Raw genomic sequence first — 20,191 nt, 5'->3', positions numbered from 1 at the left:
TTCCGACTCCGTCATCCTCGAGAAGGAGGAACGACTGAGTCGGGGATCTGCTTCATCTAGCTTTATTTCTATTTCTGCGCTGATGGAATATAGCTAGAACCTAAGCAACAACCTTATACTGCTTCTCCATCTCACTGACACCTAAGCCAGAGTGTTTTGTCACTTTAAGCTGAACGGGCACTCGCTCTTTCAGTGCTTCAACGTGGCTAATGACACCGATCATCTTGCCTGATGCATTCAAGTTATCGAGCGCATTAAGGGCAATGTCCAATGTGTCGCTATCCAGCGTGCCGAAACCTTCATCCAAGAACAGAGAATCAATACTGGTTTTGTAGCTCACAAGATCAGAAAGCGCTAATGCCAACGCCAAGCTCACCAAAAAGCTTTCGCCACCTGATAACGTCTTGGTATCACGCATCACATCGCCCTGCCATGTGTCGAGCACTTGCAGTTCTAAGCCATCATCGGCTTTACGTTTTAGCTCGTAACGACCATGCAAACGTTGTAGCTGCTTGTTCGCAAGGTACACCAAGTTTTCCAACGTTAAACCTTGGGCAAACTTACGGAATTTATCGCCGTTCTTAGAGCCAATAAGTGAGTTCAAACGAGAGATATCATCAAACTCGACCTGCTGCTCGTCGATCTGCTTGAACAGATCTTGCTGATTACTGCGGTTCTGGCTATCCGTTTCAAGATTGGCAGAAATTGCGCCGATCTTGGTTGCATGGCTTTGTTGTTCGTTTTGACACTCAGTCGTCGCTTCTTCAACTTGCTGTTGGTTTTGCTCTTGCCACGCTTTAGCATTCTCGTGGTTTTGCAGCTCCACGTGCGCAGCTTTTGCTGTGTTCAACCTTGCTTGTGCACTGACAATCGCTTCGTCTAAAGACTTCTTCAGGCTTTGAAGTTGAGTTCTAACCTCTTCATCTAACAACGCCGCTTCAAAATTAGCTTCATCTTCGAACGGGCTGGTTTTCAGTGCTTCTAACCAAGCATTCGACGCTTGTGTGTAGCTCGATTGCTTACTGACTAACTCGTCCGAGAAACCAGTGTGTTTGGTTTGCTCAGTTCGATGTTCAAGTTCGCTGCGGTTAAGCACCAACTGAGCGGCATCAAATGCATTTACCGCTTCAATGACTTTTTGCTTCATCGCATTGCTGGTGGCTTGAATGTCTTTGTCACCAAACAACTCTGTTCTTTCAGCCGTTACACGAGTCAGTCCTAGCACCAGAGACTCACTCTCTTGCGTCAGTGTCGCGAGCTCTTTCTCAACACTGCTTAGCTTGTCGTCTAACATTTTCAATTCGGCATTTTGAGTAATCAGTTGCTTCTCAATATCAGCCTGTTGCTGTTTGGTTTTCTGCCATGTGCTTGATGCCTGTGATTTCGCAGTAAACCAATCATCGATATGTTCAAGTTCAGGCGCTTCGATAGAAGTTTGAACAATGCTCTCTTTCAAAGCGTTCCATTGCTGATCTTTCGCTTGAGCAATCTGTGCCACTTGTTCGTTTGTGACTTGGTTTTGCTTATTCAGATCCGCTAAGCGTTGCTCGGCCAACTCGAGATTAGACTGAGCCTTGTCAGCCATAACACTTACAGACAAGCGTTGTTTCTCCGCTTCAGCATAGTGTGCTTTAGCATCGCCCAACGCTTTGAGTTGCTGCGCGCTGTGACTTAGTTGAAGTTCACACTGCTGAGCAAAGGTCGCGACTGTAGCTTCATTGCCTAAATCGTGAATTGTTAGCAGCGCCAGTTCAGGAGCCATGCCAACGAAATCCGATAAGCTCTGTTGAAGCTTGCCGACAACGCCTTGCCAATTCAGCTGAGCTTGTTGAATATCCGCTTGCGCACGTTGAATGTCATCGTTCAGCGCCGCAATCATAGGGGCAAGAGAATCTAACTGCTGACGATGCTCTTGGCCTTCTTTTTTGATAGCCGTTAGTTCTAGGTTTTCCCTATCTTTTTGAGCAACCAAATTTGCAATGTCTTGCGACTGTTCAATCGAATGGTCTGTTGAACCACACAGTGGGCATTCAGATCCAGATTCTAGAGCTGCACGGTATTTCGCCAATTCGCCTTCTTGATCAATCAAACGCGTTAATCGCTCAAGCGAAGTCTCTCTCTCTTTATATCGCTCCACCAGCACTTCACGTTCTTTCGAAAGCTTGTCGACCAACTGGATGTTAGTTTGATGTGCCTGTGTTTTCGCGTGCAGCTGTTGCTGGGCATTTAGGAAGCCACGATTGATCTCAAGTAATGAATGGGTATTGCGGTTCCAAAACTCCAACAGCTCTTTTTGCGCATTCAATACTTGCTCACTGGTGTTGCCTTGCAATGCTTCCCACTGTTGCTTTGCACTACTCTCTAGCACAGCCAATTCAGCTAAGGCCTTATCTTGCGTTGCTTTCGCGTCTTGCGCAGATTTGATGATCGTTTGCTGAGCATCAACCGCAGACAAAGCTTGCTTCGCTGAGTTCAACTGTTCTGAATGCTGGCGCTCTAAAGTACGAACTTGCTCGACCTTTGCTTGCCACTGACCTAGGTATTTTTCCAGGTGTTGGTCAGCTTGATGTGTATTTAAGTACTCAGTACTGAGTTGATCTTGTTGCTTCAGTGCATCTGTTTTTTGGACTAAAACAACCTGTTGATTGCGCTGCTGCGTATGTTGTTCGTTTAGCGTATTCGCCGCATTAACGGCCGCCGTTTGCTTATCTTTGAGTACGGCAATTTGGTTATCGAGCGGACGGACGAGATCGATGATCTTCTCTTGATCTTGTTGCTCGTTTTTCGCCTGTTGGACAATCGCACTGCTTTGCGTCAGTTTAGTTTGCGCGTCTTGCTTTTCTGCATCACGAACGGCAAGTAACTTGGTGCTGTTATCTAGGTAAGCTTGAGTAGTGTTCACCTCTTGTTCGCAACGCTTTAAATCTTTGTGCATTGGGCGCAGCTTTTCAGCCGGCTCACTGTTTGCTAAGCGCTCTAATGAAGGTTGATTACGGTCTAGTTCATCTTGAGCGGTTTTAAGATCGTGTTCACTGACCGCAATAGTTTGCTCAGCTTTAGTCACGTCTTTCCACCAGCTTAGTTGCGCTTGCCACTCTTTTAACTGCTCAGCTAATCGCTTCTGTTCGGTTTCTAACGTTTCACGCTCTGCAGTTAGCTCTTGGATTTGCTCTTCAGACAGTAAGCTGACACCTTCAGCTTTCGCTTTCAGGTGGTTCAGTGCTTCTTCACTCGACTTGAAATGATCGTAGATGCGCTCAGAGATCAGGCTATAGACTTCTGTACCCGTCAGCTCTTCAAGTAGCTCGGCACGGTCGTTAGCATTGGCATTTAAGAACGCCGCAAACTCACCCTGAGACAACATGATGGATTTAGTGAAGCGTGAGAAATCGAGACCCGTTACCTGCTCCACCAACTTTGTCTTCTTGGTCAACATAGTCTCTAAGACTTTATCGGTGTCCGCATCCGCAAATTCACACGTTGGCGTTTGTAATGCGCCATCGTGCTTTCCGCGAGCTCGCTTTTGGTGGAAGTTAGAGCGATACGTTTTGCCCTGCACTTCAAATTCAAGCTCAGCGAAACACTCACCCGTGCCACGCGTCATTAATTCGTTGTTGCCTTTAGCGATGCTCTTTAAACGCGGTGTGCGGTGGAACAATGCCAAACAAATCGCATCAAGAATCGTTGTCTTACCCGCCCCCGTTGGGCCGGTGATCGCAAACAAGCCATTTTCCGCAAACGGTGATTGGGTAAAATCGAGCTTCCAACGTCCTTTCAAAGAGTTCAGGTTTTCAAATTCTAGGCTTAAAATCTTCATACTGGCTACTCTTCTACTTTATTGGGCGCTTGAGCGCTCTCAGACACTTCAACCATCACTTGTTTAAACTTCACCGTCATACGCTCTAAACGCGCTTTTTCAGAATCGGTTTCAAATTCTTCTAAGGCAATACGCTTCGTAAACACGTCCATCGGGCTCAATTCTGACAGCGTTTCTGCCGACTCTTGCTCTAATGCTTGATTGCGACGTTCTCTTGCGCGGCGCAGTTGCAGCACTTCGACGTTCAATCCTTCGGTAAGTGCGCGCATACGTTCTTGAAGATCTGATAAGTAATCTTGCGCTTGCACTTCTATTGATAACCACACGCTTTGTTCGCTATCTAAACCTATGTATTGGTTCAGCTGAGATTCGATCTCGCTCAAGTCACCTTTGATTTCAGCTAGGGGTTGAAACGTTGGAACTGGCAATTGAGAAATGGTGCGCTCGCCTTCAACAAACTCAACCACACATACCTGCTTTTGAGATTTAAGTTCATCAAAGCTTAATGGTATTGGTGAGCCGCAGTAACGAATGTATTCACGCTTTGCCACCACTTGTGGGCGGTGGATATGACCAAGTGCAATATAGTCTGCGTCTGGGAAGCCATCAGCGGCAAAACCATCAAGGTTACCGACATAGATGTCGCGTACCGAATCCGATTGTTGAACACCCATCGCCGTTAAATGACCAGTAGCGATAATCGGCATGTGCTCGCTGTTTTCAAACTCCGCACGTTTTTCTACAGCGGCATCATAAACACTTTGGTAGTGCTGTTTGATTGCATCTCCGAGTTGCTTCTGACGCTCAACGCCTGTGACGCCCGCCTGGCTGGTCAACACATCGCGAGGGCGAATAAAGGGAATGGCACAAACCAGCGCTTCTACATCGCCGTTCTTGCCTTTTAGTTCGACAACCTGAGTCGCATGATCTTCATTGGTATTAGGAATCACGTATGCACCCATGTATTTGAGCAGCTGTTGTGTCTCTTTAAGCACAGAGACTGAATCGTGATTTCCACCTAACAACACCAATTGGCAGCCGATCTTGTTCGAATCGACCACAAACTTATTATACATCTCACGAGCGTAACTCGGCGGTGTGCTGGTATCGAAAATGTCGCCAGCAACAATGATCGCGTCGATGTCGTGCTCTGTAACTTGCTCAAGTAACCATTGTAAAAACCGTTCATGTTCATTCTTACGGCTTTTATTGTAGAAGTTTTGGCCAAGATGCCAATCGGACGTGTGAAGAATCTTCATTGCTGCTCACTGGAAGTCTGTAATAGCTTTAATTTACCAAAATACCGATCAACTACCAAATGAGTTAGCATTATTTACCGTTTATAAGCTTGTGAAAACCAACTAATTTCAGGCTTTGGACCAACTATGCCCATAGCGTGACCAATCGTTATTTTTGACATAAAAAAACCGCTCAACGTTAGAGCGGTTTTAGTTGTCTGTGGCCTAAACGCCATAAAATACTTAATCTTTTTTTAGCGAGCTTCTGCTAGGCTTGCCAGGTAGTTATTCGTTAAATAAAAGCCGCTGAACTTGTCAATAAAGTCCGCTGGAACGGTTTTATCGGTCAATCCAGATTCAATCAGCGCCGCTTGCCACTTCTGTACTTTCGGGAAGCTTTCTAGCATATTGAAGCCTGAACGCTCTTTAATAACAAATGCTCGGTGTAACAGTGGTAACCAAGCGATGTCGACGTTAGAGATGTAATCCCCTTTAAAGAACTCAGTATCACCCAGTTTTTTCTCTGCCTTTAGGAACGCCTTTTGTAAATTGGCTAAGCGTGTTTCAAATGTCTCTTTGTCTTTACTCGCCATGGTGCCGCACTGTGGCATGTAATGTTTGCTCGCTTGATAAGACCAAGCACGGTCGAGTGCTTTCTGCTCGGGTGAAACCTCTTCAATCGGCGTATATTTATCGTCTAGGTATTCAACAATTGCATCAGATTCAAAAAGGACGGTGTCGTTCTCTGTAATTAATACAGGTACCTGCCCGTTCGGTGAGATATCCAAAAACCACTGTGGTTTGTTATTCAGCTCAATGTACTCAATTTCAAACGGGACGTTTTTCATTACTAGTGAACCCATTACACGTTGAACAAATGGGCAGTTTTTAAAGCTAATCAATTTAGTCATTTTTGGCTCCGAATCGGATTAATAATTTCTTGTTACCCCCCTAAGACGAACCCAAAATCCAAAAGACGAAGAATAATTCGTTATTTCACGAAATAATTTAATTTGTTGTTATCAAGACGTTTAAAACCAACAGAGAAATGCGAAATCTTTGCAAAGAATAATTAATAGCTAGGGAGGCAAGACAGAGGGATACAGTACTAATTACTAATTAACGAGCTAGCAAGCTAACAAGCCGTACTTTCCCCAACAGCGTTCAACTGACGAGGAGAAGTTAACGAAAGCAGAGTAAAACTAAACAACCAAAGATAGTGCAATAGATGCCATGATCACTCCTACAACAAACTCCAACATCTTCCATGATTTCGGGTTCTTAAACATTGGAGCTAAGAATCGTGCACCATAGCCAAGTAAAAAAAAGAACACGAATGAAGCCGATACTGCACCTGCACCAAACAACATTTGATTTGGTTGATATTGTGTAGAGATAGAACCCAGCAATACCACAGTATCCAGATACACATGCGGATTAAGCCAAGTAAACGCTAAGCACATGGTAACTGCTTTGGTTAAAGAGTTTTTGGTTTCGACACCGGCTTCTAAGGCATGATTTTCGGTAAATGCTGAGCGAAAGCTCAAGAATGAGTAAACCCCTAAAAAGATAGCCCCACCGTAACGAGCAAACTGCTCAATTTGTGGAAACTGATCAACGATTGCGCCAAAGCCCATCACACCAAAGCTGATCAGTAATGCATCTGAAATCGCGCAGACAGCACAAATAGCAAACACATGCTGATTCTTTAAGCCCTGTTTAAGAACGAACGCATTTTGAGAACCGATCGCGAGGATAAGCGAAAGCCCAAGAGTAAAACCTGCAAAATAAGTCGGTATCAAAGGTTAGCCTCTTAACGTAACTCAATACTCATGAACTGACTGTGCGGATCTAACACATAATTAGCAAAAGGTTCACAGTAACCAAAGCCAAATTTTTGGTACAAATTACGCGCTGGCTTAAAGTAGTCTTCCGATCCCGTTTCTAGGCTAATACGTCGATATTGGCGAGCGGTTGCCGTATCCAAAACGTGCTGCAATAGCTTGCTTGCGACACCGGACTTTCTTGCAAACTGCGAGGTTCTCATCGACTTCAGTTCAGCGTGTTGTGTATCAAGCTCTTTAATGGCGACACACCCAAGCAGTTGGCTGTTTTTCCAAGCACTGAAAAAAGTAATCTCTGGCGACTTGAGCCCATCTAGATCCAGTGCATGAACGCTTTCGACTGGCGATGTCGCATACATATCCGCTAAATGCTCTTCGAGTAGCTCAATAACCTCTCCACCCAACAAATCATCAATTTTTATTTCCATAACTCTTTAATTATCCTTAATAATTTTTTTATCCGTTTTAGATACAGTAAAATTACGCTACCCTCAAAAAGTTGCGTACGGCACACTTTAATCACATAGTCTCGTGACGCTTGCCGTGTTAGGTATCTGATAGCTTTGTCGATATACAGCAGTCACAATTTATTTACGACACCACCATTTATTTAAAGCACCTGTTTTTGGTGAGAGGATATGTAGTCAGATCTATATGAGCATCCAACTAGATTTAACCACAGCCACCCCTAGGCAGAATTTCGACTCTGCACAGGGCTATATTACGCTGCAAGACCACCGTGTCATCGATGTCGACGAAAACATTGCAAAAATCTTCGGTTACAGTTGCCGTGAAGCACTTCTCAACAACGTCGATTTTGTCTACTCATTAATACCCAAAGATTATCACGGCTCTGTCCGTGAACGTTACCTTTCTGCGATTAAAGGCCAACTGGGAAAGGGAAAGCTCTATAAAGATATTCCGGTGAATAACCGCCTTCTTTCGCTGTTTAGCCTTGCTCAAGCGGTCAGAGTCAACGACCGCCCCGCTCTTCGTGTAATGATCATAGATATTACCTCAGTTGTTGCTTCAGAGCGTAAACATCAAGAAAAAGATCGTATGTACCGGACTTTACTCAATAGTTCGAAACAGGGCGTGCTCGTCCACCAAAATTTCAAGCCTCTAATGGTTAATCAAGCCTGGGTTGAAATGCAAGGTGCCAAATCGATAGAAGCAGTGCTTGCCATGGACTCAATCATTTCAATTATTCCGCCGGACAGTCGTATCAATGCCATGAGACGCAGCCAGAGTATTCTTGCCGGTGATACACCAAGCTTCAGTTCTGTGGTTGAAAACCAATGCTTTGATGGGAGTAAAAAACACTTCAACATCTACGACAACATCATTAATTGGGAAGGCGAGAAAGCGATTCAAGTGGTGATAGAAGACGTTTCCGACAAGGTGATATTAGAACAAGAGCTATTGCACCGCGCACTTCACGACGATCTAACACAAGTGTTCAGCCGCAGTGCCATTTACGATTGGTTAAAAAAGCCGTTAAAAGAACAAACTGAGATGTCTTGTTTACTGTTGGATATTGATGACTTCAAAAAGATTAATGACCAATTTGGACACAGTGTTGGTGACGAAGTGATTCGCACTCTCGCGAATACCATTAAGAAGCACGTCAAAGCCTTGAACGGCGTGGTTGGCCGCTGGGGAGGTGAAGAGTTTATCGTCTTCTTTCCAAAAAACCGAACGACTCATGGAACCATTCTCAACACGGCATACTCACAAGCAAAAATTGTTGGTCAACGTATTTGCGAAGAATTTCGAACCCATCAATTCTTGGGATTTAATCGCACCAAGTTTCAATCAAGCGTCAGTATTGGCATTACCGACAGCTGCATCGTTCGTACCAACAACTCCCTAGATACGTTGATTCGAGTTACAGACGACGCGCTCTATCGTGCTAAATCCAACGGAAAAAATAGAGTCTCAGTAAACCACGAAGGTGCATGTATAGAGTGTGGCTCGTGAAACAATTGCTAAGCATCAAGAAAAGGTCATTTAAGCCTATAAGTTGACCCAAGATTTTCTTGTTATTTTTAAGTTCTAGTTTACTATGCGCCACCCCAATTTTTTCAGCAAATGCTGCAGGCAAACATGTCCGCCAACGCACTCTATACCGACCTATCCGGTTACTATGATTTAATGTGTGTCGATATTGACTACCAAGCGCAGAGTGACTGCGTTCGTAGGTTACATCAGATTTTTGGAAATGAAGGAAAAACACACCTCGACCTTGGATGTGGCACTGGACCACACGTTCGCCATTTTATTGATTACGGCTATCAAAGTAGTGGCCTTGATCTGAATAAACCAATGCTCGACATTGCTCAAGTTCGTTGCCCTGAAGCTAACTTTTCAGTACAAAACATGAGTAACTTTGAGGTCTCAGAACCGCTCGATCTTATCACTTGTTTCTTGTATTCCATCCATTACAACGACGGTATTGAGAGACTAAAAGAGTGCATTGCAAGCGTGCACCGAGCTTTGAAACACGAAGGTGTCTTCTGCTTCAACGTGGTTGATAAAGAGAAGATAAGCAATGACTTGTTTGTTCGACATACAGCCAACAAAGAGCATGATGACTTTACCTTTCGCTCAGGTTGGTATTACTCCGGCGAAGGTAGCAAGCAAACGTTAAAGCTAAGCATCGAAAAAACGACTGCCGGTGAAACTCAAGTATGGAATGACGAACACCCTATGGTGGCATTCTCGTTTAAGGAATTGATCGAGATATTGAAGCCTTACTTTGAGGTTCATATTTTTGAGCACGATTATGACAAGCTGCTGCCTTGGGATACCAAATCAGGTAATGCTTTGGTCACTTGTGTAAAAATCTAGGTAAGCCAATTCCAAACGAATTAAACCGATACAAGCACACAAAAAAGAACCCACACTCGCCGTTCTCTTTATAGAGTATCGAGCCAATGTGGGTTCTTCGTTTTTATATGTATCTTGCTACCAAATCAAACACAGATTGATTAGAAGTCCGCTGTCATACCTACGTAGTAAGTACGTGGCTCTTCAACATAACCCATACTCTCTAGCTCTTGTGATACAGCTTCATCAGTCAAGTTAGTGATACCAGCGCGCAGTCGAACAGAATCATTAACGTTGTACACCGTACCGATGTTCAGTGTTGTGTATGCGTCTTGCGTTAAGTCGCTTTCGATATTGCGCTCTCCACGGTAACGCGCACTAATAAAGGCATTCAGATCGAAAGTTGGGCTCCAGTTCAGTTTAACTAAACCTGAATGCTTGTAACGCTCAAGCAGTTCTTCACCCGTTGACTTATCTTCTGTGTCTAAGAACGTGTAGTTACCAGACACGCCCCACTCATCGGTAATCTGGAATTGACCCGTAAGTTCAGCACCTTGAACCACCGCCTCAGATACATTGGTATAAGTACGCTTCCCTTTCACATAGCCAGTAGAGCTAGAACTGTCTGCGCATCCTTTACCCGATTCAAACACTCCGCCGCTCTCGCAGTACGTTTCATCGCGATCAATAAGGTCATTGATTTCGTTGCGGAACAAGGCACCTTCAACATTCCAACGTGGTTGGTTGTATATTGCTGCAATTTCATAGTTCAAGCTCGTTTCAGGCTTCAGGTTTTCGTTGCCATATAAATCGCACGCTCCCTTACAGCTATTAACAGTGTAGTCAGCTTGGTTTTGAGTTAACGAAGGCGCTTTAAACGCCTTACCCACGCCGCCTTTGATGATGAGGTCATTAGTAGTTTGGTGAACCAAGTACACACGCGGGCTGAATTCTTCACCGTACAATTCGTGCTTATCTAAACGTCCACCAATGGTTGCGGTGAGTTGTTCAGTCATCAACCACTGGTCTTGAACAAACAAAGCACCTTGATACGCTTCTGATGTACCGTTGGTCAAGTTTTCTTTGTTGGTTAATTCGCTCAACTGGTAGTCCATACCAAAAGTTACGGTGTGACTATCACCAAGATAAGTCGTTGCTGACGCTTCTACTATTTGAGTTAGCTCTTCTACATCGCTACTGTAATTGTTACCTAGATCAGCGGCATCGTTGTCTGTCACGTTTTCACGAGAGTAACGAACTTGTGTGTCACCCCAGTTCCAAAAACCGCTGTGTGTAATCGCTTGACTGTTACGTACAACATTACTATCCACTAGGTTCGAACCTGTAGCGTGTTCTGCTAAACCATCACGTTTATCGTCACTATAGCCAAGGTCTAAATCAATCGTCTGATTGTCTGTCATATTCCATGTCAGGTTGGCAAGCAAACTTAAAGTGTCGCGTTCCTCTAGAGCGGTAATATTCTCACGACCATTACCTGTATATGGTTGCCATGCGTCACGCGAGGTTTGATTTAAAGAAAAACGCGCAAATAACTCATCATCAATCAATGCACCGGACGTGGTAAAACCAACAGAATATTCTTCCCCACCATTGCCGTCTAATGGAGATGAAGTGTCCATGTTAATCGTTGAGCTCCAATCATTTTCTGGAGCTTTGGTGATGATGTTGATTGTGCCACCCATACCATCTGAACCGTAAAGTGCAGACATTGGGCCGCGGATGATTTCAACACGTTCGATTGACTCAGCTGGAATAGTCGAGAGATCGAAATCGTTACCACGAATGATGGCACTTGCAGAGCTTAAGCGACGGCCATTCACCATGATAAGCGTATAGTCTGAATCCATACCACGAATAGAGATCATCTGACGGCCAGCACGTGTGCTATCAAAATCAGATTCCACACTCGTTGATTCTGCAACGATGTCAGCCAAAGTGATTCCAGGGCTGTCTTCGATGTCTTGAGCGGTGATAACCGACATTGAAGCTGGCGCTTGTTTTAGAGCCATTTCAGTACGAGTTGCCGTAACAACCATTTGCTCATCTGTCGCTTGCGCTTCTTTTTGCGCTAACACGTTAGCCGATAGTGAGGTGCAAATAACAGCTACTGCGACCGAAAGGGGTTTACGAATCATAAGAGGTTTGCGAACTATAAGGGATTTGCGAACTAAAAGAGGCTTGCGAATCAAAAGAGATTTCTCAGACATGATATTTATTCTTATATGTAATTAGTAATGATAATGGTTTGCATTAAACAGCCAGTTATCACTCCAATCAACGAAAGTTTCATGCTGAAAATTCATTATGATTATTCATTTATCAAATAATGCAGACAAAATATATTCAATTCATTAGCATTGAGCCCGTAACATTCATGTGCCAGATAACTTAGGAGTATGTCTCTTTAAATAGTTCACGAATCCAACGACACATAGGGTCATTGTGGAAACGTTTATGCCAGTAGAGATATACGTCTTCTGATGGGCTCCTGATCGCTTTGGGTACGCGTTTACAAACAAGGTTTCTCTGTTTTGCTGCTTGTTGAGCAAAAGGTGTCGGCAGGTGAAAGATGATATCGGTCGCTTCAGCCATATCTGGAGCGACGTTAAAGTTAGACAGTTGAATCGGTATCGATAGCTGACGCTGCTTATCGATCAAGCCCAAATCTTTGAAACGACTTTCAATCGAGAGCTTCTTATCCCCTTGCAGTGAGATCTGGCCGAGTTGGCTACTCAATAAATCATCAACGGTGATCTCTTTATCCGCCAGAGGGTGGTCTTTGCTCATCAATAACCGATAATCGCGACTGATTACGAACATTCGATACAAGTTTTGTTCAGAACTTAATGGTTCATGCGTCGACAATACAAAGTGCGCATCACCTGATAACAGAGGTTCAAAGTGTCGCTTAGGAATCGAGTCGATATCGACAACCATATTCGGCGCTTGCTTGCGGATTTGTGCCACGACTTTTGGCAAAAGGTGTGAAACCTGAGGAACCAAGCCAAAGAACCGAACGGTACTATTACTCGTCTCCGGTTCAAATACGTCTCCATGGACCAATTTCTCAAGGCGTGTGAGCACAGAATTGAGGTCTTGCTTGATGACTTCTGCTTTCGGGGTTAGCTCATAACCATAGGCTGCGCGGACTAACAAGTCATCGTTGAATACCGTTCGTAGTTTTTGTAGTGAACGACTCACCGTCGGTTGGCTCATGTCCAACGCCAAGGCTGTGTTTGATACGTGCTTCTCTTCAAGAAGGTGTTTAAGAATAACGAGTAGGTTAAGGTCGACCTGGGCAAGATTCATTATAAGGATATTCAAAATACTGAAGATTCAATATGCGTATAGTGCTATTTCCCCAGAATTAATACAATTGATAATCACTCTTACTTTGATGTCATACAATGTGAAGTGCCGAATTTGATGCTAACTAAGTTTTTGAAAGGCTTATTTGGGTGACTTTAGACACAAAAAAAGAAGCCAAATGGCCTCTCTTTACCCTATTCACTCTCGCTGCTATTTTCGTTAGCGCTCAACACTCGGCGAATAATAAGCGTCCAACAGTGAAATGAAATTCCCTCTATCAAGTTCGCTAAGTTGATTAATGCCAGCCGCTGCTTTTCTTCCTCCACCAGTTACAAAGCTAGAGCAAATTTCATCTGCGCCTGTTCTATTGGATAGTGGTGCTCTTAGGCTAACAGTATAAGATTCGCCATCTTGGTTTTTCGTTAATACTGCTTGCGCTCGGTTTGGATCTTGATTCACGATCTCATTGCCAAATACACCGCTGATACGTCTTGCCCAAGTCTCACCAGGCAGTTCAAACACACGTGCGAATACACTTTCATACGCAGGGGCAAGGTTTGATAATTGCTGGCGGTCATTCTGGTAAGCAGCTCGTAGTCGATAAAACACCGAGTCTTTGTCATCCATAAGATCGAACGGGTTCGGATATTGATAAAGGTTTTGGTAGAGCTCAACTGGCGTGAAGTGCAAATCGCTCAGTGATGTACCGTAGCCGTTGTAATTAACCAAGGTACCTAGCTCTTCTAAGAACTCAATTTGTGATTGTTCGAATCCATTTTCATCAGCTAACTGTGCGGCCACTACTTTTAAATTATCACCAAAGGCCGCCGCGATTGCCCAAGCTACGAGTGCACCATTTAGCTTCTGGTTAATCAGTAAACTCGTGCAGCTCTCTGGAGAGGTGTCTATCAGAGTGTCTAAATGCTCAGAGATTGGCACGTCCCCTGTTCGATGGTGATCGCAGTAAAACACATCGATGTTGGCATCTAACAGTGAGTGCAATGCTGGCAGGTTCTTCTCCATCGACACATCAAGAACGGTAACGGAAGAGACATCATTTGGATTGCCCGGCTCTATGATTTGACTGGCAACTTGAGAAACCAATTTAATATCACGCTTTACACCGGTAACGAGTACGCTTTTTCTTGGTTCACTTAATCGCAGTTGTAGCAACGCGATGATACCGTCTGCGTCTCCATTGAATACGTCGTAGTGCATGCTGTTCCTCTTCCGTAAGATTTAACGTTTATTTGAAACGCGCCAAAGATATGGCTCACGTCAATGCGTTCGTTCATCGTTAGTCTGTCATTATTTTAGTTTTATTCCACAGATACTTAAGTCTATTTTGTAATGCCTTATTCTTATTTCTATCGATTCAGGAACTTGCCTATCCTTCAGGCACAAAAAAGGCGCGAATAATTCACGCCTTTGTTTTCTATGAACTCACGCCTTGGGTTTCAAATACTTAACATATTTGGTTTCTAACTTGCTCTAGCAGTCTTATGACGTCTTGAACTGTGCTACCGCTTGATCCATATCGTTCGCTTGCTCAGCTACTTTATCGACTTCGACCAAGCAATGCTGCGCCGAAGCGTTGTTATCATTCGAGATGGTATTCAACTCAGTAATTGAGTCACTTACTTGTGTCATTACCGCACCCTGCTCTTCAATCGCTGAAGCAATACGTTCTGAGTTGCCTTGAATGCTTTCCATATCACTCAAGATCAGTTGCAAGCTTGCATCCAGTTCTTCTGAATCTTTAAGTGTCAGCTGGCCTTGTTGGTTACACTCGCCAATCTCTGTCATAGAAGCATTCATTTGGCTCTGGATTGCAGTGACTACACTGGTGATTTCAGTGGTTGATTGGTGCGTTCTGCTTGCTAACGCTCGGACTTCATCCGCAACAACGGCAAAGCCACGACCTTGCTCACCAGCACGAGCGGCTTCAATGGCTGCGTTTAATGCCAATAAATTAGTCTGTTCCGCAATACCTTGGATAATGTTAACGGCACTACCAATTTGATCGACATGGTGATTCAAAGAACTAATCGAATCTTGGCTACTTGAAAGGCGTTCAGACAACTGGGTAATGTTATTTATAGTATCGACCACCACTTCACGACCTTTGTCGGCATTCACTTTCGCTTGATGAACGCCTTCAGCGGCAACCGATGTACTTTCTGATATCTCCCCAATAGTCAGTACCATCTCTTGCACTGAAGTTGTCATTGTTGAGGTGTGGTTTGCTTGAACTTCGAACTGTTTGATGACCGACTCTAGCTCGTCATGCATGCTCGACGTACTTTGTGTCAACTGATGTGACTTAGATTGAGACGTCGCAATCAACCCTTCAAGCTGGTCTAGCAGTTGATTGAAGTATTCGCCTAGCTTACCGAGTTCGTCTTTGCCATTCTCCGTCGCACGAATAGACACGTCGTTCGAGTCGACAATATTACGGATCACAGTAAGTAGAGATTCAATCTTACCGATGATTGAACGTACGATTAACCAGCTGAATAGAATGATCGCCACTAACAGTGTGACGCAAAGGGTGTTGTTGATCAGCGATAGTTTATCCATCTCTTGCTGTGCCTGTTGATCTAACACGGCCGAGAATTCTTTGAATTGAGTCTCGATAACGTGCGAACCTGTTCGCGCTTGCCCTAGTAACCCTTCGTTATGTTTTAACCCTATCACTCGTTTCTGATCTACGACTTGACGAGCTGCTTCTATCAAAGCAGCTGAGCCACCCGCATTAGAAGTAATAGACAGAACACTTGGGGCGAACTCACCCTTCTCGATCAGATCATTGAAGAGATACAGCTCAATTTTTTGTTCAGCACTCGCGGTGGCACTGATGTTATCGAGTACAGCATGAAATTCCCCTAACAAGCCTCTGTCTCGTGCTAGTCCATACACTTGGCTGGCTTTAACAAGGTTAACAAAGCTTGTGTGGTACGTTTCGATATCTTCACGCAAATGCGTACTGTTGGCCAAACCCAGACCATTCAGCACAGCATTAAGCTCAGATTCAGACGCTAAGAATTTTTTGTAATTTACGTCGAACTTGTCGAGGTATTTCAGATCACTGCGAAGTAAGAAATCTTTCTCGTTACGACGAAGGTTTAGCAGTCGCACTTCAAGTTCTTTGGTAATTTGTTTGGCTTCGCTCATTTTAGCGGTGGTGTCCGCAAATTGAGATGTGGTAAACAACAATGAAATCATGCCGAAGATGGAGAACACCCCCAACGAATAGAGCTTTTTCTTTATATTCATATACATGGCTCGTCTTTACTAAATTAACTATAAGTATCTAATTGATCGCATCAAAGCATGGATATATGGCTAGTGCGATCGAGTTATTGTTATGATTTTTTATCAGTAATGGGGTTGAGTTTTTGCAGCGGCCCTGCCCGCCAGTAGTGACATCATCAATACATTCAAACAAAGAAGACCCAACCCATTAACGACAGATTAATCAATAACACATTTTCGCTACATGTACATTAATAGAATTATAAAACTGAGAGACAGATATTTGACGGGGTATAAATAGCTGAACGCCTTGCTATTAAGGCTTTGAATTAAAACAGTTTGGGCAATTATTGATCTGACGGCTGTGAATGACATTTTTTTGGCTCATCAGCGGAGCAAGAACGAAGAGCAATATTGGGAGGTTTTGACTTGTTTTTTAAACGGTGAGTCCATCGATTGGTGATTGTATAGTCGATCGAAAACGGCGAAAAAATGGACCTACTCAATTCGAGTCAGGTCCATTTTTAGATTTCTTAATCAATCGCTTTGTAGCTAATAAGTTAGGGTTCGAACTTAAGGCTGACTAAAACGCTTTTACCATCTTAGATAGGCACTTTAGTAATACCGCTTTCTCATCTTCTTCGATGTCTTGCGTTAATTCATTAACTAGGCTCAAGTGAAGCTGATTGTGGTGAACGTGAATCTTCTGCCCTTCATCAGTTAGAGCAACCACGATTGCACGACGGTCCGTTGGGTGTTCATGGCGTTCGATCAATTCGGCTTTAACCAGCTTTTCGATTTGAACGGTCAATGTACCCGTGGTGATGCCCAGCTTTTCAGCGAGCTCTTTCATTCTTAACGCGCCATGCATACCAAGTACTTCAATGGTGTGTACTTGAGCCAGGGAGTAACCCGTCTCTTTGACTACAGACTGTTCCCACGAAGACATTTTATCGTAGAACTCAGTCAGTATTTGGTTAAGCTGTTCTATATTTCGCATGGTCGTTTGAATGCACTTCAAGAGTAAGATGATTAATCTTATCAAACTTGGCGAGCATTTGTTTATATTCAGAGACGGTTTTATCACTGTTTGATTCAAGAGTAATCGCTGCCGAATAGTGATGTCCACTCACCTTCCACATATGGAAATCGGTGACAGACGCATAAGGCGTTAAGGTTTCGGTCACTGAGTCACGATAATCTTGGTCGATATTCTCATCAAGTAGGATTGGGCTGGTTTGTTTCATCAGGTTCATCGTCCACTTAGCAATCACGAATGCGCCAACCATTCCCATTGCTGCATCTAACCAGTTCCAACCGTAAAACTTACCAAACAGCAGCGCAACAATCGCAAGCAGCGAAGTTAGAGTATCCGCCAACACATGCATGTAGGCTGCGCGTAGGTTGTGATCATGATGGTGTCCGTGATGCTCGCCATGTTTATGACCATGGTCGCTGTCGTGCTCATGGCTATGTGAATGACCGTGATTCTTACTATGATTGTTACTATGATCGTGGCCATGCTCGTGTCCGTGATCATGATGGTGATCGCCAAGTAAAAACATACTCACCACATTCACAGTTAAACCAATACAAGCAACGATGATCGCTTCATTGAACTGAATCGCTTGTGGGTTAAAGAAGCGATGCACTGATTCCACGAGCATCAACAATGCCACAATCCCCAATGCAATCGCGCTGGTGTAGCCCCCTAACACGCTGACTTTGCCGGTACCGAAAGAGAAACGTTCGCTCTCGGCATGTTTCTTCGCATATCGGTATGCAAACAAAGTGATACCAAACGCTGCAGCATGCGTCCCCATGTGCCAACCATCGGCAAGCAATGCCATAGAGCCATAAATAGTGCCCGCAACAATTTCGACAACCATGGTAACGACGGTCAATAACAGGACATAGAACGTGCGTTTCTCACCTTGGCTGTTATGTGAAGAAAAGTGGTGTTGGTGACGTGTTGGAAAACTCAAAATGGCGTCCTTAGCTGATGTTTGTGGTTAGATTATCGTTTTTAATAAAAGCCCTTTGATTGACAAGTAATTTGACAATCAAAGTAATTAGTTGAAATTTAGTTTGATTATCAAAGTTTGTCAACGGCGAATTTGGTTTTCGAAATGGGACGAAAATGAATAAGGCTCACTTAATCAAGAAATAAACTCTGGGGCAGGTCTCTGATTTTGAGTAAAACACTAGCCCTGATCACGGCTCCACTATTCCTCTAAGTAACTAGAATTCATACCCAGTAGTCCTCTGAGTTAATACAAAATTGGTATTTTCTTTCTAAACAAATAGAAACTAAAGAAAGGACATTACCTTGACTAAATTAACCAAAACCGTGTTAGCAATGAGCGCACTCAGCGTTGCTCAAGGCGTCGCTGCGGCAGACCAACCGAACATTCTTGCTATCTGGGCAGATGATCTTGGTTACTACAACACTAGCGCATACAACCGTGGAATGATGGGCTACGAAACGCCGAACATCGATCGTATTGCTCATGAGGGTGCTATTTTTACGGATATGTACGCACAACAATCTTGTACGGCTGGCCGTGCTTCGTTCGTGACAGGTCAACACCCATTCCGTACCGGCCTACTTACCATCGGTATGCCAGGTTCAGCACACGGTATTCCTGACTGGGCTCCTACCATTGGTGATGCTCTTAAAGAAGAAGGTTACGCCACTGCACAATTCGGTAAAAATCACTTAGGCGATCAAGACAAACACCTTCCTACAAACCATGGTTTTGATGAGTTCTTTGGCAACCTTTACCACTTAAACGCGGAAGAAGAGCCTGAAACCTACTTTTACCCTAAAGACCCAGAATTCAGAAAGAACTACGGGCCTCGCGGCGTTATCAAAGCAACCTCTGATGGCAAAATCGAAGATACGGGTCCACTGACTCGTGCTCGTATGGAAAACATCGATGAGGACTTTACCGAAGCGGCTATCACGTTCATGGAGAAATCTGTAAAAGAAGATAAGCCTTTCTTTATCTGGTACAACTCGACTCGCATGCACGTTTGGACTCGTCTGAACGAACATTACAGCGGCATTTCTGGTCAAGGTATCTACGCTGATGGTATGGCTCAATTAGACGACAACGTCGGCGCGTTGCTTGATACTCTTGAACGCTTAGAAGTTGCAGACAACACGATTGTTATCCTTTCTACCGATAACGGTGCAGAAAAGTTTACATGGCCTGACGGCGGTACATCTCCTTTCCACGGTGAGAAAGGCACAACTTACGAAGGCGGCATGCGTGTTCCACAAATCGTGAAATGGCCTGGTGTAATCGAACCTGGCTCTGCGGTTAATGCGCTAATGTCTCAAGAAGACTGGTTACCGACACTAGCTGCCGCTGCCGGCAATGACTCTATCGTTGAAGACCTTAAAGAAGGTGTTTCTCTAAATAATAAAGATTGGCGTGTTCACCTAGATGGCTCGAACTTTATGCCATATTTTGAAGGAGAGGCTGAAAAGTCACCCCGTGAAACTATCTTCTACTTCTCTGCAAACGGTGACTTCAATGCGCTTCGTTGGAACGATTGGAAAGCAAGCTTCGCGATGATGGAAGGCACGATGCAATCAGCTATCCGTCAAGCTCCTGCTTGGGCTTCAATTACAAACCTACGTATGGACCCGTTTGAAACCGCAGCGAAAGAATCTGGCATGTACACTCGTTGGATGGTAGACAACATGTGGTTATTCGTACCAATGTCTCAAGAAGTGATTAAGTTTATGGGCTCTCTAAACGATTACCCAATGCAACAAGGCCAAGGCTTCAGTGCCGCAGACATCAATTACAACACGCTAAAAATGCAAAAGCTAATTCAGCAGATGCAAGCACAAAACGCGAAATAGC

General features: G+C 44.1%; 14 protein-coding genes. 3 read left to right on the top strand and 11 right to left on the bottom strand.

Translation table 11 applies throughout. The annotated features are described in order from the left end of the window. Positions 1 to 100 precede the first annotated feature (100 nt). The 5 genes from AB4513_RS09075 to AB4513_RS09055 form a co-directional block, all read right to left on the bottom strand. On the bottom strand, positions 101 to 3,817 hold the full coding sequence (locus tag AB4513_RS09075; RefSeq protein ID WP_102258509.1) for an SbcC/MukB-like Walker B domain-containing protein: 3,717 nt from the start codon (positions 3,815 to 3,817) through the stop codon (positions 101 to 103). Positions 3,818 to 3,822: 5 nt separating this feature from the next. Further along, a complete protein-coding gene (sbcD, locus tag AB4513_RS09070) occupies positions 3,823 to 5,076 on the bottom strand; it encodes an exonuclease subunit SbcD (RefSeq protein ID WP_102258510.1) in 1,254 nt (417 codons plus the stop codon). A gap of 233 nt (positions 5,077 to 5,309) precedes the next feature. Beyond that, positions 5,310 to 5,966 carry a glutathione S-transferase family protein gene (locus tag AB4513_RS09065; protein ID WP_102258511.1) on the bottom strand — a complete coding sequence of 219 codons (657 nt, stop codon included), beginning with the start codon at positions 5,964 to 5,966 and terminating at the stop codon, positions 5,310 to 5,312. 291 nt (positions 5,967 to 6,257) lie between these two features. Beyond that, a complete protein-coding gene (locus AB4513_RS09060) occupies positions 6,258 to 6,854 on the bottom strand; it encodes a LysE/ArgO family amino acid transporter (protein ID WP_041472819.1) in 597 nt (198 codons plus the stop codon). A gap of 14 nt (positions 6,855 to 6,868) precedes the next feature. Further along, positions 6,869 to 7,327 carry a GNAT family N-acetyltransferase gene (locus tag AB4513_RS09055; RefSeq protein ID WP_102258512.1) on the bottom strand — a complete coding sequence of 153 codons (459 nt, stop codon included), beginning with the start codon at positions 7,325 to 7,327 and terminating at the stop codon, positions 6,869 to 6,871. 226 nt (positions 7,328 to 7,553) lie between these two features. On the opposite strand from AB4513_RS09055, the gene AB4513_RS09050 reads away from it, so the two are divergent. Together AB4513_RS09050 and AB4513_RS09045 are read left to right on the top strand one after the other, a co-directional pair. Beyond that, entirely contained in the window at positions 7,554 to 8,879 is a 1,326-nt protein-coding gene (locus tag AB4513_RS09050) for a sensor domain-containing diguanylate cyclase (RefSeq protein WP_017099858.1), read from the top strand. Between the two features lie 126 nt (positions 8,880 to 9,005). Further along, positions 9,006 to 9,749 carry a class I SAM-dependent methyltransferase gene (locus AB4513_RS09045; RefSeq protein WP_017099857.1) on the top strand — a complete coding sequence of 248 codons (744 nt, stop codon included), beginning with the start codon at positions 9,006 to 9,008 and terminating at the stop codon, positions 9,747 to 9,749. A 140-nt stretch (positions 9,750 to 9,889) separates the two neighbouring features. On the opposite strand, the gene AB4513_RS09040 is transcribed toward AB4513_RS09045, so the two are convergent. The 6 genes from AB4513_RS09040 to dmeF form a co-directional block, all read right to left on the bottom strand. Next, on the bottom strand, positions 9,890 to 11,884 hold the full coding sequence (locus AB4513_RS09040; RefSeq protein ID WP_102258625.1) for a TonB-dependent receptor domain-containing protein: 1,995 nt from the start codon (positions 11,882 to 11,884) through the stop codon (positions 9,890 to 9,892). A gap of 253 nt (positions 11,885 to 12,137) precedes the next feature. Beyond that, entirely contained in the window at positions 12,138 to 13,058 is a 921-nt protein-coding gene (locus tag AB4513_RS09035; protein WP_102258513.1) for a LysR family transcriptional regulator, read from the bottom strand. A gap of 219 nt (positions 13,059 to 13,277) precedes the next feature. Beyond that, entirely contained in the window at positions 13,278 to 14,276 is a 999-nt protein-coding gene (locus tag AB4513_RS09030; protein WP_102258514.1) for an acetyltransferase, read from the bottom strand. 282 nt (positions 14,277 to 14,558) lie between these two features. Further along, positions 14,559 to 16,283 (bottom strand): methyl-accepting chemotaxis protein, encoded by a 1,725-nt coding sequence (locus AB4513_RS09025; protein WP_102258626.1) that lies wholly within the window; start codon positions 16,281 to 16,283, stop codon positions 14,559 to 14,561. Positions 16,284 to 16,896: 613 nt separating this feature from the next. Continuing rightward, complete coding sequence (locus AB4513_RS09020) at positions 16,897 to 17,313, bottom strand: MarR family winged helix-turn-helix transcriptional regulator (RefSeq protein ID WP_102258515.1); 417 nt, start codon at positions 17,311 to 17,313, stop codon at positions 16,897 to 16,899. Continuing rightward, entirely contained in the window at positions 17,291 to 18,298 is a 1,008-nt protein-coding gene (gene dmeF / locus AB4513_RS09015; protein ID WP_102258516.1) for a CDF family Co(II)/Ni(II) efflux transporter DmeF, read from the bottom strand. Before dmeF ends, AB4513_RS09020 begins: the two co-directional genes overlap by 23 nt. Positions 18,299 to 18,672: 374 nt before the next feature. Here dmeF and AB4513_RS09010 point away from each other — a divergent pair, with 374 nt between their 5' ends. After that, entirely contained in the window at positions 18,673 to 20,190 is a 1,518-nt protein-coding gene (locus AB4513_RS09010) for an arylsulfatase (protein WP_240797153.1), read from the top strand. Position 20,191 lies beyond the last annotated feature (1 nt).

It is taken from the genome of Vibrio sp. 10N.222.54.E6 (genome assembly GCF_041473955.1).
Taxonomy (GTDB): Bacteria; Pseudomonadota; Gammaproteobacteria; order Enterobacterales; family Vibrionaceae; genus Vibrio; species Vibrio tasmaniensis_A.
The sequence above is the reverse complement of the archived record's forward strand: the minus strand, read 5'-3'. Positions and strand labels throughout refer to the sequence as shown.